Source organism: Campylobacter sp. 2018MI13 (genome assembly GCF_018501135.1).
In the GTDB taxonomy this organism is placed as follows: domain Bacteria; phylum Campylobacterota; class Campylobacteria; order Campylobacterales; family Campylobacteraceae; genus Campylobacter_E.
In genome coordinates this window covers 1-15,443 of the sequence record NZ_JAHCZC010000043.1, presented here as the reverse complement: position 1 = coordinate 15,443, position 15,443 = coordinate 1, and the positions used below count along the sequence as shown (strand labels likewise).

The following is a 15,443-nucleotide window of genomic DNA, read 5'->3' as shown; positions in this document are numbered from 1 at the left end:
CATTTCGCATTTACCTAGTTTTAGGCTTAAAATCAGCTTAAATATTTTAATTTTATGGGTTTTTGTGAATTTTTGCTTGGCATTTTCTAAAATTTATTTTTGTTTAAGATTTAAAAGCCCTAATTATGGGCTTTTTAGACTTTAAAAATTTCTTAAAATCAGAAAATGCTAAGCAAATTAAAAATTTTTATGATGAAATAGGCGTTTTAGTAGTGAAATTTAACTTTTGCTTGGCATTTTCTAAAAAATTTATTGTATTAAAATTATTTGCTGATAATTAGGCATTAATCAAGGATATTTATAATGATTTTTTATTTTAGTTCTTTTACAAAGTATGAAAAAATTAAGGGTTAGAGAACATTGCCCCGCTTTAGGGGATTGAAACCAAAAAAATCATCATAAACATTTAAAGACTTATAAGGTTAGAGAACATTGCCCCGTTTTAGGGGATTGAAACTTTATATTTTCAATTAAAATACCATAACGAATTTTTGTTAGAGAATATTGCCCCGATTTAGGGGATTGAAACCTAGTCTTGTTTCTACGCTTAATTTAGTTCTATCTAAGTTAGAGAATATTGCCCCGCTTTAGGGGATTGCTTATAAAATTAGTTATTTGATAAAACAAAAAAAGTTAAAAATTAATGAATTTACAAGTTAAAAAATATAAATTATTTATTTAATTTCACAAATATTTTAAAAGAATTTAAATCTAATATTTGATTTTTTAAATTTAGAATCAAAAATATTTATTTTATATTCGCGGCAAGTATTATTAACGCTAGTTAAGATAATAAAAGAATATTAAATCACAAGAAATTACTTGCAATTTAAAATATATCTTAATTTATAATCTTCAAAATGTTTTGGATAAGGGACACTTACTTTAAAGCTTTTTGATGCGTTTTCATTGATAATCCCTTCTATTTTAAAATCATGAGAGTAAAAATTGCGAATTTTATTAAGTTTTAATGGGTCAAAGCCTTTGCTTAAATCAAATATACTTCCATCTACTTTTTTGATACCAAGATTTATTATTCCTATATTTAATTCACAGGTTTTTACAGGGACTTTTCCATTATTATATATTTGACCACTAATTACTACTTCATTTGCTGATTTATAGTCTTTTTGATTTCTTAATTCTACACTTTTTAAAAAGCTATCTATGGTAAGAAGAGTTGAATATCCAAAAATCAATACAAAAATTATGAGTGTAAAAGAAAAGGTATAAAGTTTGTTTTTTTCTTTAAAAAAATAAATAATTAAAAATTGTGAAAATATATAAACTACAAAAGCTGCAAATATTACAAAGATATGAAATTGCGATAAATACATAAATATCTCCTAAAAACAAGTAATTAAAGTATCAATTGTATATTTTTTAACATTACTAGGTATTAATAAATAAGATTTTTCGTATGAATTTTTTGGAATATCTTTTAAAATAATTTCTGTTGTTTTTAATGGTTTTAAGGTATTTTTGATTAGTTCTAAGTTATTTTTGCTGATTTTTTTTATATTGAATTTAATTTTGCATATTTTAAAATCTCTTTGAGATTTGTTATGTAATTTAAAATCTAAATATATATTATCGCTGAAAATTAATTTATCATTTTTGATTATTTCAAGTTCTGCTGGACGATATGTAGCATTTATATAGTTTTCTCCAATAAAAAACAATACAAATTCTAAAACAATACCTACTATGATTAAAAATATTGAGAAAGTTGGAAATTTTCTTAAAAAAATCGCAAGAATTAAAATTACTATAAAAAATAAAAAACAAAGCCCAAGAAGAATTAAATCTTGGGCATAGAAATTCGCTAGATAAAAATGAATAGTATCTAATAATTTTTGCATTAATTATTAAGGCTGGTTGTCTTTTTTGTGCTTGCATTATCTAGCCAAATATTAGGCACAGCTCCGCCAGGTGTTAAGAAAATCTTAGCATCATTATTAACCTTTAAAGCTTCGTTAAATTCTTTTTGGGTTTCAATTTGCTTTAATTCTAATAATTCTTTACTTATACTTTTTGCGATTTCTCTATTTGCATAAGCTTGTGCGTCTGCTTCTATTTTTTGTGCATCTGCTTTACCTTGTGCTTCAATAATCGCAGCTTTTGCTATACCTTCTGCAAGTGCAGCTTTTTTAAGTGCTTCTTGATTTGCACGTTCAACTTCGTATTTTGTTCTCTCTGCTTCTTGTTTAGCTATTTGAACTTTTTCAATTTGCTCTTTAACATTCGTTGGTAGTATTATTCCACGAAGTTTTACACTCTCAAGTAATACAGGTTTATTATCTTGAGCGTCTATGCTTTTTCTTGATTCAAGTTCAATTGAAGCAGCGATTTCATTACGCTTTATAGGTAATTCTTCAGCTGTATATTTTCCAACCACACTTCTTACAACTTCTAAAATAACAGGGTCTATAATTTTATTTTCCCAATCAAGCCCCCATTGAGCTATAGTTTGAGGTGCATTACTTGCATCTAAGCGATATTGCACTGTTATATCTACTGATACAGGTAAGTTTCTAGCATCAACAACCGTGATTGATTCTTTATTGATTATGCTTTCTCTACCATAAGTTCTTTCACTCGCACCTTCAACGCTAGCATAATTTATTTGTCTTACTTTAGTATCTACAATTAAAACTTTTTGAAAATACGGGATTATAAAGTGAAAACCAGGTTGAAGAGCTATCGGATCATACTTACCAGTAGTTGATCTAATACCTACTTGTCCTGAATTTACAACTACAAATGGCTTAGCTATTACTACTATTAAAAATATAACAACAGCTGCAATTATTACTCCGTTAAATTTACCAAAACCTTTAAAATTAAAATCAATATTAAAATCTGTTTTTTTATTGTCATTTTTTTTGTTTTTATTGAAATAATCATTCAAATCTGCTGGCATTTATACTCCTTGTTAATTGATAAAGAAAGCATTTTACATTGTATAAGTTTATAATTAGAAAAAAGATTTTATAAAAGATAGTCTTATTGTTAATAAAATTAAAAGTTAAAATCAAATTCTTATTTTAGATTCTATATATTATAAAGTTTAGAGCGATAATTCGCTCTAAAAAATTAAATATAAGTTAGCCAAGAAGCGTATTTTTCATTTCTTCCATATACTATATCAAAGAAAGCATCTTGGATTTTTTTAGTAATTTCTCCACGAGCCCCATTTCCTATTACTCTATGATCTAGTGAATTAATAGGAGTAATTTCAGCTGCTGTTCCTGTAAAGAATGCTTCATCACAAACATAAACTTCATCTCTACTAATTCTTCTTCTTTCTACACTAATACCTAAATCTTTTGCAATTTTTAAAACAGAATCTTGAGTGATTGATTTTAGAGCATAATCATTTGGTGGAGTGATTAATACGCCATTTTTAACCATGAAAAAGCACTCGCCTGTGCCTTCTGCTATAAATCCTTCTTCATCACACATTAAAGCTTCTTCAAAACCTGAATTAATAGCTTCATATTTAGCCATCATTGAGTTTAGATAGTTTGCACTTGCTTTTGCTTTATTGAAATTTGCTTTTGTGCTATTTCTCATTAATGATGAACAACATACTTTAATACCTTTATTAAGTCCATCTTCTCCTAAATAAGCACCCCATTCCCAAGCTGCAATACCTACTCTAACAGGAGCTTTTGCATGATAAATTCCCATAATACCATCGCCTAAGAAAATTAAAGGGCGAATATATGTATTTGAATTAAAATTATTGCGTCTTAATAATTCAATTTGAGCATCTTCTAATTCTTTTTGTGAAAATGGTGGAGTAATTGCAGTGATTTTTGCACTTTCTAATAATCTTTTAGTGTGATCTTGCAATCTAAAAATAGCCATACCATTTTCTGTTTTATACGCTCTTGTTCCTTCAAATACTGCGTTAGCATAATGTAATGAGTGAGTTAAAAAATGAACTTTTGCATCAGCAAAGTTAATAATTTGTCCATCCATCCAGATGTAATCAGCTTTAATTGCCATACTTTTTCCTTTAAATTAAATTTTGCGAAGTTTAACAGATTTTTCATAATAAGTATTTATTTTTTTTACCTAGAATTAAAATTTAATAAGGAGAAAAAATGGTAACAGATAAAAATTATTATTTAAATAGAAGAAATTTTTTAAAATTAGGTGCAGGAACTATAGTTTCAAGCCAAGCAATAGCTGAAGAATTAGCAAAAACTAATCTTGATTTAGTTCCAAGTGATAGTGAATATGCTTATAATTATGTTAATTTTTATGAGTTTAGCACGAATAAAAGCGAATGCGTAAGATTAGCTAGCAAATCAAGCTTAAATGATAAATCTATTTCAATTGAGATAGGTGGTTTGTGTGAAAACCCAATGACCTTAACTGATTTATCAGCTTTTAAAATTGTTGAAAGGGTTTATAAATTACGCTGCGTAGAAGCTTGGAGTATGAATTTACCTTGGCAAGGATTTGAATTAAGAGAATTGATTAATCTTGCAAAGCCAACAAGTGAAGCAAAATTTGTTAAATTTACAAGTTTATATGACCCTGATATTTTTCCTGACCAAAGATTTAATGGAGTATTGGATTATCCTTATGTAGAAGGATTAAGATTAGATGAAGCAATGCACCCGCTAACATTACTTGCAACAGGACTTTATAAAGAAAAATTAAAAGCTCAAAATGGAGCTCCAATTCGTTTAGTTGTTCCTTGGAAATATGGTTTTAAATATATTAAATCAATTGCTAAAATTGAATTTACTAAAGAGCAACCTGTTAGCTCTTGGGAAAAATACAATCCGAATGAATACGGCTTTTATGCAAATGTTAATCCAAATGTCCCACATCCTAGATGGTCTCAAGCATCGCATAGGGTTTTAGGTAGCTTTTTTAAAGAAGATACTCAATTATTTAATGGTTATGAAGAAGAAGTTGGGTATTTATATAAAGATTTAGATTTAAGAAAGAATTTTTAATGATTATTGCAATTAAAATTCTTTTAGTTTTAGCGTCTTTTGGGTATTTTATATCATCTGTTTTATTAGGATATGATTATGTAAAAGATATTTATAAAGCAAGTGGGCAACTTGCTTTAATATCTTTATTTTTAAGTATTGCTTTACCTAATAAATTCTTAGTTTTTATAAAGTTTTTTGGTAAATTAGCTGGATTTTTTGCAATATTGCATTTTTTAAATTTTGTTATAGTAGATAATCAATTTAATATAAAAATATTATTTACAAATACTATTGCAATAAGAAATCTTTTAGGATTAATTGCATTTATTTTTATGATTTTAATGTTTTATAAAAAGTATTTAAATTATTCTAATTTTGTGTTTTTACTAGCGGCATTTCATTATTCTTTAAGTGTGAAAATTCCTGAAACATTGCATTATTTAGTTATATTAGTGGCATTTTTATTTTTATTTAGGAGTAAAAATGATATTCGGAAAGATTGATTATATTAATTTATTACCACTGCATTTTTATTTAAAAAGCTCAAAATTACCAAGCTATGTAAAAAAAAGCATAGAGTATAAAAAAGATGTTCCTGCAAAATTAAATAAAGCATTGAAAGAAAAAAGATTAGATTGCGCAATTATTTCTAGTATTGAAAGTAAAAGGTCAAAATATAAGAATTTAAATATAGGAATTTGCGCTAACAAAAAGGTATTAAGTGTATTAGTTGAAAAGAACTCAAATGCACAAAATGATAAAGAATCAGCCACTTCAAATGCTTTAGCTAAGGTTTTAAAATTAAATGGTAAAGTAATTATTGGAGATAAGGCACTAAAAGAATATGTAAATAATAAAGAAAAATACATTGATATGTGCGAAAAATGGTATGAATTAACTAAATTGCCTTTTATGTTTGCAAGGTTTTCAAGTATTAAAAATCATAATAGTGCAAAAAGAATTTTAAAACCTTTTATAAGAAAAAATCTAACTGCAAATCAAAGAATAAAAATACCTAATTATATTTTAGATTATTATTCAAATACAAGAAAAATTAGTAATGATGATATTAAAAACTACCTAAAATATATTTATTATAAAATTGGGAAAAAAGAATTAAAAGCGTTGAGTATTTATACTAAAAAAATATATATTTAGTGGCATTTAAAAACGCCACTAAATTGGGTAATTATTTCTTTTTCTTACCACATTTACCAGTTTTGCAAGCTGTTGCAGCAACTTTTTCTTTTAACACGCTGCTAACTTTGAATTTAACAACTTTAGTTGCTGGAACTTTAATTTCTTTACCTGTGCTTGGAACTCTTGCAGTTCTTTCTGCTCTATCAGTTGTTGAGAAAGTTCCAAAACCATTAAATGGAATTGATTCGCCTTTTTCTAAAGACTCAGCTAGTGCTTCAAATACAGCATTTACTGCAGTTGTAGCATCTTTTTTAGTAATTTCTGCTTTTTCAGCAACTAATGAAATAAAATCTGCTTTAGTCATCTAAAACTCCTTAATATTGATTAAAAGCCCTATTTTACAATAAAAAAACAATATTTAGCTAAAAAACAAAAAAAATATTAGTATTTGTGTAAAAATATAGCAAAATTAGTTTTTAAATAGCATAGTTGGCAAGTTTAATACGCAATTTATTAGAAATATTTTTAATTTTATAAAATTTTAAGCAAAAATATATATAATTTGCTTTTTTTATTCACGCTTAGGTAGCTCAGCTGGCTAGAGCGCTGGTCTCATAAGCCGGAGGTCGGGAGTTCGAGTCTCCCCCTAAGCACCATTTCATAACTTCAAATAATTTTTCCAATTTTATTTTTTATAGTTTTTATATTTTTTTGATTTTTATTAGAAAACTCGTTTTAAATATAAGAATTTAAAACGAGCAAGAAAGATTAACCATCAGCGTTAATTTTAGCAATTAATTCATTTAATACAATATCTGCATTTTCGTGAGCAACTTGACAAGTCCCAGCAGCTTCGTGTCCACCACCGCCGTATTTTAACATTAACTCACCTATGTTTGTTTTGCTAGTTCTATTAAATATACTTTTACCTGTCGCATAAACCATATTTTGACCTCTAAATCCTAAGATTTTATGAATTGATATATTGCATTCAGGATAAAGTGCATAAATCATAAAGCGATTACCTGGATAAATGATTTCTTCTTTGCTTAAATCTAAAACAACAAGGTTTTTATAAACTTTAGAGCATCTTTTTAGTTGTTCTTTAAATTCTTTTTCGTATTTAATGTATAAATCGCTTCTTTCTACTACATCAGGTAATTTCATAATATCATCAATTTTATGATTTTTACAATAATCAATTAAATCCATCATAAGGTTATAATTGCTTATCCTAAAATCGTGAAATCTACCAAGTCCAGTTCTACTATCCATTAAAAAGCTTAAGAATTCCCAACCTTTAGGCTCAAGTACATCTTCCATTAAAAATTGAGCGCTATCTGCTTTATCAACAGCTACCATCATATCGTGCCATTCTTCAGGAAATTTTACGCCTTGTTTTTCATAATAATCATAAACAACTCTAGCAGCACTTGGTGCATCTGGAATAATTATATGATTATCTGCTTTTCCGTTTCTAATACTTTCGCTTTCGTGATGGTCAAACACTAAATAAGCATTAGGGCAATATGGTAAGTTTGTAACAATATCATTATTTGTAATTTCTATTGTTCCATCTTGCATATCTTTTGGATGAACGAATTTAATATCACTTATTAAATCCATATGTTTAAGCAAAACAGCACATACAAGTCCATCCATATCACTTCTAGTAATTAATCTATATTTATTCATAGTTTTTCCTTTGTTTTTTTGATTATTTTTAAGTATTTTATACTATTTGATTGCATTTGTTTTATTTCATAATAACAATGCTCATCTTCACATCTTTCTTTTTCACTTGGAACATGTCCTAAACGATTAAAGACATAACCACCAATTGTAAGTTCTTCTAATTCATCATCATATTTAATATCTAGAATTTCTTCAACACTTTCAATATCTAGTCTTCCATTTACTATATAAACATTATCGTTAATTTTTCTGAAATCTTGTTCTTTTTTATCATGCTCATCGTTTATATCTCCAACAAGTTCTTCAATAATGTCTTCCATAGTTAAAAGCCCAGCTGTTCCACCATATTCATCAATTACTATGGCTGTGTGAATTTGCTCTTTATTCATTTGAACAAGAACCTTTGAAATACTAATATTTTCTGGGACAAATAGAACTTTTCTTACACATTCATTTAAATCTTTATTTTGATTATCTAATAAATCTCTAATATGAATCATACCTAAAACATTGTCTTTACTAGCATCTATAAAAGGAAATCTAGTGTGTTTATAATCATGAACTATTTTTATATTTTCTTCGTATGAATTAACTTTATTTAAGCAAATCATATCTCTTCTAGGAGTCATTATTTCTTTCGCTACAATATCACTAAAATCAACAGCATTTTGTATAAGTTCGGTTTCAAATTCATCTAAAACGCCACTTTTTTGACTTTCGCTTGCTATGAATTTAATTTCTTCTTCAGAGTGAGCTGCGTGCTCGTTTGTTTTTATTCTTAATATTTTTAATATAGATAAAGATAAGAAATCAAATGTAACTATGAAAGGTGCAAAAATTATTCTAAATAAATAAAGTGGTCTTGCTATCCATAAAACTACGCTTTCAGTTTTTGCAATTGCTATACTTTTTGGAACAATTTCTCCTAAAACTACATGAAGTAGTGTAATTAATATAAAAGAAATAGCAACAGAAATACTATGTATTGCTATAGGATTTACATCAAAGCTTGATAGAATTTTATTTAATAAAACAGCGACAGAACTTTCTCCTAACCAACCAAGAGCCAAAGAACTTAAAGTAATACCTAATTGAGTAGCTGATAAATAAGTATCTAAATTTTTATACATTTCTAAAGCTAGTTTTGAATTAGCTCTTTTTTGATTTACAAATTCTTCTAACTTACTTTTTCTAATCTTGACAATACTAAACTCAGATAATACAAAAAATCCATTTAAAAAAACACAAAACAATGCTAAAAACAGCATTAATGCCGTATAACTGGGGTCCAAAAAATCTCCTTGTAAAAAATAAAGCTAAAATTATAAACATACAAACTTAAAAAATAGTAAGAATTATAAAAAGGCATTTTTATATTAAAAATTAAAAGGAATTTAAAATAATTTGATTTATTTTAAATTCCTAAAAAATTATTTAGTGTATTCTACGCTAAAGCTTTCTTTTGCACTAATTTCGCTATTTGAGTGCATTCTAATTAAATCTTTTATATATTCATTAGTTTTTTTATCACTTGATAATTCAAGTTCAATACTTCCATCGGTAAGTTTTTTGATATTAGAATTGTAATCACTTGTAAAAGAAATATTATTAATAATATCAGCAATTGGTTTTAGATAATAATGCCCGCTAGTAGTTGCGCTTGTGTATAATTCGCTAATTTTACCAGTTGTATTTATATATTTTAATTTTAAATCACTCGGTAATAATTTTTTATATTTTTTACCCGCATCTGCTTTAGTATCTTTATACATTGCATAAGCAAAAATAAATGGATAATTTTTTGTAAAATTAACAGGAGTTCCTTTATCTATTGTTATGCTACTTGTAGTATCAAGATTAAATTCATTTACATCAGGCTTATTTAAAATGTCTTTACTAGGTGCTAAGTCATTTGTTTTTTGGAATTTTGTATAGCCTATTTTTGTAATAAATTCTAAATCATCAGGACTTGCTTCGTATTTTTTAGCAACGCTACTTAGAGTATTTAAATTTTTATTGACTTCGTTATCTAAATTTTGCATTTTTGAATCAAAAATTGCATTTAGTGTAGTATTGCTAGCGCTTAAAGTCATTTTGATTTTTTGATTTGTGATATTCATATTTTTAATACTTAATTTATTAGTATAAATTCTATATCTACTACTAGCTTGAGTATCGTTATTATCTAAGAAATTTAAATCAAAATCTATATCAATATCGCTAGGAAAATACTTATATACATATTCTAAACTATTAGCAGAACTTGAGCCTTTATTTTCTATATTTACAGGTATATTTAGTGAATGTGTAAAATCACAATTTATACCAGAACATTTACCCAAATCAGCTTCGCTTTGTCCTACAACTTCATCAGAAAATAAAACAGCATCAGATAAACCATCAGATGTTTTTATATTATTTAAATTCGTAGTAGATGAGCTAGTAAAATCAGCATTAATAGGCTTAATTAATATATGGCAAGATATTTTTCCATTAGCGTTGATTGTATTTGAAAATCCAGTATTTTCACATTTTTTATTAGTAATATCACTTCCTACAAAATCATTGTCTTTAAACTCAATAATTCCACTTCCAGCAAAAGGATAGGCAATTACCATATCAAAACTATAATCTTTATTATTACGTTTAAAATTAATAGGATTTAGTTGGCTAATTTTGTTATAAGCACTTGTTTCTAAATCAAATGTATAAAAACTACCTTTGCTATTTGTAACTTTTAATTTAGCTTCTTTAATTCCTATATTTGAATTAATACTTAATTTTCTATCTTGAGTATCTAATACACTTGCTTTAAGAGTAGTTGGTAAAGGTTTTTTTAATCCTTCTCCTGCTTTAGTAACAAAATCATTTATTTTTATTTCAGCTGGTCTTACCATAAAGTTTTTGCATATTGGAGTAGGGGTTAATAATTTACCTTGCATATCTTTTTGAGTATAGCAAATATCGTGGCGACCTGGAGTTATATTGATAAATTCAATTATAAAATCTCCCATCATTTGATTATCAGGATTTACTCTAAAATCATCTTTATCGTATATTAAAACCTTAGTAGCTCTTCCATCATCGTGATTTACACTTGCAGTATTAGAAAAGAAACTAATTCTAGTTTTATCAGCTACATGAACAAAACCTATATATACATTATCTCCAACCATTCTTGTATATGTATCATTAGCTATTTTTGCTTTTTTATCATTTAAATCTTTAATACTAGGTCTTAAATCTTCTCCTAGACTAGGTTTTCTATTTAGTATTTTCCAAATACTTCCAAAATAGTGTTGTTTTTGCACTATTTCTTCATCTGTTAAAATAAATGCTGCAGTCTCACTAACGCCTTTTATGATATTTTTACTATCTACTTCAAACATAGGTCTTTTATCGTTATCGTAAATTCTTTCTGTTGTAATTTCTATTAACGATGGTTCTTTTAATTTAAAGCTAAGTTCTCTTATGAAGTATTCTAAGTTTTCTGAATTAGCGTAATCTAAATCTAATTCATAATAAATCACACTTGGTTGCTTTGATTTTATAGTGTAATCATTTCCATTTTTTGCTAAAGTGCTAATTTGAACTCTTAAATCTACATAATATTTGCTTAAATCTTTATCACAACATTTTATATAATTTCCATCTTTAGTCTTTGTATAATCATATCTTTTTTCTAAGTTTTGACCATTATAAAATGGAGTTATATGAACTTCAGGAATTTTATTAAATATAGGATATGTTTTATCTCCTACCTTTGCACTGCCTGCTGGATTTAAATCTTTTGAAATTAAACTAAATTTAGTGCTATTTGCGTCAGGATAGAATAAGAATTTAAAATTAGCATTAATTTCAGGCTTATTTTTATAAATGCCTACAATTGTATCAGCAGGGAATTTCCCATCTCCATAATTTTTACCCCAATTTACAATATCTGTAGATGTAAAATATTTTGGATTTTTTAAATGAGCGTATAAATCCCCTGGACTTGCTGTGTATTTTTTCATATTGTCTTTATAGTATTTATATTCTTCTTTTAATGAAGTTGGTCTTAAATGTAGGCTAAAGATTTTTGTGCTTATATTTTCTTGATTACCTATATCTTTAGGCATAATTCCAGCTCTTTCTCTTATGCCGTTTTGTTTGTATTTTGAATTCTTACATTCTTTTCGTATATCAAATAATCCAGGTCTAACCTTGATTATACAATCTTTTGAATTTTTGATTTCTTTATATATTGCTTTTTCGCCTATTGCACCATCTCTAGTTTTATGAATACTATAAATACTTCTTTCTTGTGTTGTATCTATGTAAGGAGAAAATCTTTGAATATATTTAGCATTTGCAAGTGCTTGATTGTTGTTATAAACGAAATTCCTAAGCCTTAAAGCTTTTATATCATAGGTTTTATATTCGTTTGATTTCCACTGACTTTTTTCGTTGTAATATCCATTGCTAGAAAAGTAATATCCATCGTAATATTCCATATTAAATGTGTAGCATTTGCTTAGTCCTGATTTATTTTGTGCGAAATATTGATTATTTAAAAATCCCCATTTAGCATTACCTTTTAAAAATTCTTTAGGAGAATACAAGGCATTATTTTTTAAGAAAAATTGTTCTGAATATTTAGCACATTCATCATTTGTATAATAAGCATTATCAGTTAAGGTAGCACCTACTTCGTTTTCATCTAGCGTTAAAGGTATTCCGCTAGCAAATCCTTGGTCAGGATTTAATCTACAACCTTTGCTTTTCATAAATCTTACAAAATCATTGTATGCGTTTTCGCTATCAGAAGTTGTGCTTGAGCCGTGCTGATAGCCTAAATAAGTATTTGCAAATCTATAAGCATTTGAGTTTTTTTCATTATTTAGTAATTGTTCGCTTAAAAAATAGCTAAAAATTGAATCATTATCGCTACTTGCTAAAAGTATGATTTTACCTGTTGTATTAACTTCAAATTCTTTAAACACATCTTGAATATACGATTCATCATAAAAATAAGATTTCATTGGAAAAGTAATTTCAGTATTTTTTACACTATCTAGCTTTTTAGGTTTTGAGTTTTGATGAGAAATAAAATCATCATAATTATTAGGATTATAATTAGTTCCCGCTGCATTATCTTCGTAATTTACACAAAATACATTTTCTCTAAATCTTCTTGAATCGGTATGATGAGATGATTGATTGCCTTGAAAATAGCCAAATTTTTTCACAATGCTATTTTGATAATCTAGTTTAGCCCAAGCATAATCCCAATTAAATCCCCAATTTACAATAATTCTTTGCTCATCTTCAGCATCAGTTCTATTAAAATGATCATCTATGTTAAAGATTTGATAAAGTTGAAAACAAGCGCTTCTGCCTTTATCATTATTTCTTGTATTATTTATAACGCAATCAGCTAAATCTATATCTGTATGTTGTTTATGGTTTTGAGTTCCAAAATACATTCCGAAAGGATGAACTTTATTTGTATATTCATAAGAATAAAGATTAGATATTACAAGTAGTGATATGAGGACTTTTTTCATTATATACCTTTTAGTTAAGATTTTAAGTTAATTAATTATATTTTTTAGTTTTTAAATTAAGATTAAATTAAAAAATTATGATTTAAAAGAGTATTTAAAAATTGCTCCTTTTTCATAATTAAATGCTTCATATACAATATCGTATTTTTTACAAATATTTCTTACTATATTAAGACCTAAGCCAAATCCACCTTTAGCTAAATCTTCTCTAGCATATCTATGCCAAATTCTTTTTGTATCTTTTATGCCAATTCCTTCATCTTGTATTATAAAAATTATTTTTTCATTTGATTGGTTTAAAGATATTGTAATTTTAGAATTAACTTTTGTATATTTAATTGCATTTGAAATATTATTATCTACAATTCTTAGTAACTCTACTTCGCTGATTAATACATATAAATCATTAGTGATTTCTAAATGAAATTCCACACTTTTCATACTAGCAATACTATTAAAAAAATCAATTCTTGTTTTTAAAAAATTAGAAAAATTAATATTTTTTAGTGGGTATTTAGCATTTGGATTTTCTATATAAAATCCTACATCATCATATGTTGTTTTCATTTGATTTAGTGCTGCTTTAATTCTTTTTTGATATTTATTACTTTCTAACATATCAGCATTTAATAAGGCTATACCCAATGGAGTTTTTAACTCGTGCATTGCATCATAAAAAAATGTATTCATAGTGTTTTTATACCAAATTAAACTTTTGATATTGTTTTTATAAACTAAGTAAATTAAAACAAATAATATAAAAGTTCCCCCACCAAACACTATAGCAGCATTGATTATGCTTTTATTATAAACGCAAGGTTTTGATAGCACCACATTGTATGTTGTATTGTTTATTTGTTTTTGGAATTTGTAATAAAGCAAAGAATTATGAGTTTTATATATAAAATCATCTTTTATATAGTTTATATCAAGTTCGCATTTTAAAATTTCTTCATTATTGAAAATACATATTTTTATATCTTGTAAGTTATTTAAATCCTTATTTATATAACTTGCTAGTTCTAATAGTGTAGAGTTTTTATCATTAGCTACACTTAATTTCAATATATTTATAGCTAACATTGATATGACTAAAGCTATAAGGGTTAATAGTATTGTTTGCTTAGACATTGATTTTATAGCCAAGTCCTCTAGATGATATTATAAAATCATCGCAAGTTTTTGCTCTAATTCTTTTGACATATACTCTTACATCGCTTGAGCCATTGGTTTCAAATTCTTCATTTGCCCCCCCCCATACATATTCATAAATACTGCTTACATTTACATAACTTGATTTATTGCTTAACAAATATTCAATCAATGTGATTTCTTTACTAGTAAGCTCTATTAGAGTTTTATTTTTGCTAAGACTTTTAGAAATATAATCATATACAAACTCGCCTGAAATTGTGATTGTATCATTACTTTGAGTGTTAAAAAATTGTTTTAATAATTCTTTAATTCTATATTTTAATTCATCTAGTTCAAAAGGTTTTTTAAGGTATTCATTGCAGCCTAGCTCATATCCTTTTTTAATACTTGCTATATCAGTTCTTGAAGTCATCATCATAATAGGGTTAGTAATATTTAAGCTTTTTATATAACTTAATACATCAAAGCCATTAGTATTTATTACTTTTATATCAAGTATATAAAGATGATAAAATTTATTTGCGATAGTTTTACAGGCTAAGTCGCCATCACTAAAAACATCAACACTAAATCCTAAATCTTGCAAATATTCACAAATACTAGTAGCATATAAATAATCATCTTCAAGCAATAAAATATTCATAATTACTTCCTTAAAAAATGTTTATTTTAGTTTTTTAATATTATTTTTAGCTAAAAAGTGTCTAAATTAGGATATTTCAATCATTAATCCCTAAATTCCAAAAATATTTTTATGTTTAAGTGTTTTTTAAGTTTAATAACATATAATTCAAGCTTTTTATTTGCTTCTAGCAAATCGTTATTTTAAATAGTTTTATTGTTAATTTTAAATATATCAATTATTTCAACGTCAATCTTTGATATCTAAACAAGTGATCAAGAGCCATTTAAAACTTTCTTATATATAAGTTTTAAATCATTCACT

14 protein-coding genes and 1 tRNA gene are annotated in these 15,443 nt (G+C 26.3%); 5 read left to right on the top strand and 10 right to left on the bottom strand.

What is annotated here, in order from left to right; all coding sequences use genetic code 11:
• Positions 1-125 precede the first annotated feature (125 nt).
• Positions 126-281 carry a hypothetical protein gene (locus tag KJQ99_RS05755; protein ID WP_214150243.1) on the top strand — a complete coding sequence of 52 codons (156 nt, stop codon included), beginning with the start codon at positions 126-128 and terminating at the stop codon, positions 279-281.
• A gap of 537 nt (positions 282-818) precedes the next feature.
• Here KJQ99_RS05755 and KJQ99_RS05750 read toward each other — a convergent pair.
• The 4 genes from KJQ99_RS05750 to KJQ99_RS05735 form a co-directional block, all read right to left on the bottom strand.
• Positions 819-1,337 (bottom strand): DUF2393 family protein, encoded by a 519-nt coding sequence (locus KJQ99_RS05750; protein WP_214118712.1) that lies wholly within the window; start codon positions 1,335-1,337, stop codon positions 819-821.
• Positions 1,338-1,346: 9 nt separating this feature from the next.
• Positions 1,347-1,862, bottom strand: coding sequence for a DUF2393 family protein (locus KJQ99_RS05745; protein WP_214120301.1), 516 nt, complete (start codon positions 1,860-1,862; stop codon positions 1,347-1,349).
• On the bottom strand, positions 1,862-2,923 hold the full coding sequence (locus KJQ99_RS05740; RefSeq protein WP_214118716.1) for an SPFH domain-containing protein: 1,062 nt from the start codon (positions 2,921-2,923) through the stop codon (positions 1,862-1,864). Before KJQ99_RS05740 ends, KJQ99_RS05745 begins: the two co-directional genes overlap by 1 nt.
• A gap of 173 nt (positions 2,924-3,096) precedes the next feature.
• Positions 3,097-4,014 carry a branched-chain-amino-acid transaminase gene (locus KJQ99_RS05735; RefSeq protein ID WP_214118718.1) on the bottom strand — a complete coding sequence of 306 codons (918 nt, stop codon included), beginning with the start codon at positions 4,012-4,014 and terminating at the stop codon, positions 3,097-3,099.
• Between the two features lie 98 nt (positions 4,015-4,112).
• Here KJQ99_RS05735 and msrP point away from each other — a divergent pair, with 98 nt between their 5' ends.
• Genes msrP through KJQ99_RS05720 form a run of 3 tightly spaced genes read left to right on the top strand, consistent with a single transcriptional unit; the run spans position 4,113 to position 6,119 of the window.
• Complete coding sequence (gene msrP, locus KJQ99_RS05730; RefSeq protein WP_214150242.1) at positions 4,113-4,979, top strand: protein-methionine-sulfoxide reductase catalytic subunit MsrP; 867 nt, start codon at positions 4,113-4,115, stop codon at positions 4,977-4,979.
• Positions 4,979-5,464: a cytochrome b family protein gene (locus KJQ99_RS05725; protein ID WP_214118720.1), complete on the top strand. Its 486-nt coding sequence runs from the start codon at positions 4,979-4,981 to the stop codon at positions 5,462-5,464. Before msrP ends, KJQ99_RS05725 begins: the two co-directional genes overlap by 1 nt.
• On the top strand, positions 5,445-6,119 hold the full coding sequence (locus KJQ99_RS05720) for an MqnA/MqnD/SBP family protein (protein WP_214150241.1): 675 nt from the start codon (positions 5,445-5,447) through the stop codon (positions 6,117-6,119). Before KJQ99_RS05725 ends, KJQ99_RS05720 begins: the two co-directional genes overlap by 20 nt.
• A 31-nt stretch (positions 6,120-6,150) precedes the next feature.
• Here KJQ99_RS05720 and KJQ99_RS05715 read toward each other — a convergent pair whose 3' ends face one another.
• Positions 6,151-6,465 (bottom strand): HU family DNA-binding protein, encoded by a 315-nt coding sequence (locus KJQ99_RS05715; RefSeq protein WP_214118724.1) that lies wholly within the window; start codon positions 6,463-6,465, stop codon positions 6,151-6,153.
• 215 nt (positions 6,466-6,680) lie between these two features.
• Between KJQ99_RS05715 and KJQ99_RS05710 the strand changes: the two genes are divergently transcribed.
• Positions 6,681-6,757, top strand: a tRNA-Met gene (locus tag KJQ99_RS05710).
• A gap of 112 nt (positions 6,758-6,869) precedes the next feature.
• Here the strand turns inward: KJQ99_RS05710 and KJQ99_RS05705 are convergent.
• The 5 genes from KJQ99_RS05705 to KJQ99_RS05685 all read right to left on the bottom strand — a co-directional run bounded on the left by KJQ99_RS05705 (position 6,870) and on the right by KJQ99_RS05685 (position 15,140).
• Positions 6,870-7,796 carry a DHH family phosphoesterase gene (locus tag KJQ99_RS05705; protein ID WP_214118727.1) on the bottom strand — a complete coding sequence of 309 codons (927 nt, stop codon included), beginning with the start codon at positions 7,794-7,796 and terminating at the stop codon, positions 6,870-6,872.
• Positions 7,793-9,064, bottom strand: a complete 1,272-nt coding sequence (locus KJQ99_RS05700) for a hemolysin family protein (RefSeq protein WP_214150245.1) — start codon at positions 9,062-9,064, stop codon at positions 7,793-7,795. Before KJQ99_RS05700 ends, KJQ99_RS05705 begins: the two co-directional genes overlap by 4 nt.
• Positions 9,065-9,226: 162 nt before the next feature.
• Entirely contained in the window at positions 9,227-13,342 is a 4,116-nt protein-coding gene (locus KJQ99_RS05695; RefSeq protein ID WP_214150240.1) for a hypothetical protein, read from the bottom strand.
• Positions 13,343-13,417: 75 nt separating this feature from the next.
• The gene (locus KJQ99_RS10610; protein ID WP_250325672.1) at positions 13,418-14,425 is read right to left on the bottom strand and encodes a sensor histidine kinase; all 1,008 of its coding nucleotides are present in this window, start codon (positions 14,423-14,425) and stop codon (positions 13,418-13,420) included.
• A gap of 40 nt (positions 14,426-14,465) precedes the next feature.
• Positions 14,466-15,140, bottom strand: coding sequence for a response regulator transcription factor (locus tag KJQ99_RS05685; RefSeq protein WP_214118730.1), 675 nt, complete (start codon positions 15,138-15,140; stop codon positions 14,466-14,468).
• Positions 15,141-15,443 lie beyond the last annotated feature (303 nt).

Bases quoted from the DNA above. Each gene is read 5' to 3' on its own strand.
- KJQ99_RS05755 (WP_214150243.1), top strand. From the start codon at position 126: ATGGGCTTTTTAGACTTTAAAAATTTCTTAAAATCAGAAAATGCTAAG.
- KJQ99_RS05740 (WP_214118716.1), bottom strand. From the start codon at position 2,923: ATGCCAGCAGATTTGAATGATTATTTCAATAAAAACAAAAAAAATGAC.
- KJQ99_RS05750 (WP_214118712.1), bottom strand. From the start codon at position 1,337: ATGTATTTATCGCAATTTCATATCTTTGTAATATTTGCAGCTTTTGTA.
- KJQ99_RS05685 (WP_214118730.1), bottom strand. From the start codon at position 15,140: ATGAATATTTTATTGCTTGAAGATGATTATTTATATGCTACTAGTATT.
- msrP (WP_214150242.1), top strand. From the start codon at position 4,113: ATGGTAACAGATAAAAATTATTATTTAAATAGAAGAAATTTTTTAAAA.
- KJQ99_RS05745 (WP_214120301.1), bottom strand. From the start codon at position 1,862: ATGCAAAAATTATTAGATACTATTCATTTTTATCTAGCGAATTTCTAT.
- KJQ99_RS05735 (WP_214118718.1), bottom strand. From the start codon at position 4,014: ATGGCAATTAAAGCTGATTACATCTGGATGGATGGACAAATTATTAAC.
- KJQ99_RS05695 (WP_214150240.1), bottom strand. From the start codon at position 13,342: ATGAAAAAAGTCCTCATATCACTACTTGTAATATCTAATCTTTATTCT.
- KJQ99_RS05715 (WP_214118724.1), bottom strand. From the start codon at position 6,465: ATGACTAAAGCAGATTTTATTTCATTAGTTGCTGAAAAAGCAGAAATT.
- KJQ99_RS05720 (WP_214150241.1), top strand. From the start codon at position 5,445: ATGATATTCGGAAAGATTGATTATATTAATTTATTACCACTGCATTTT.
- KJQ99_RS10610 (WP_250325672.1), bottom strand. From the start codon at position 14,425: ATGTTAGCTATAAATATATTGAAATTAAGTGTAGCTAATGATAAAAAC.
- KJQ99_RS05705 (WP_214118727.1), bottom strand. From the start codon at position 7,796: ATGAATAAATATAGATTAATTACTAGAAGTGATATGGATGGACTTGTA.
- KJQ99_RS05700 (WP_214150245.1), bottom strand. From the start codon at position 9,064: ATGCTGTTTTTAGCATTGTTTTGTGTTTTTTTAAATGGATTTTTTGTA.
- KJQ99_RS05725 (WP_214118720.1), top strand. From the start codon at position 4,979: ATGATTATTGCAATTAAAATTCTTTTAGTTTTAGCGTCTTTTGGGTAT.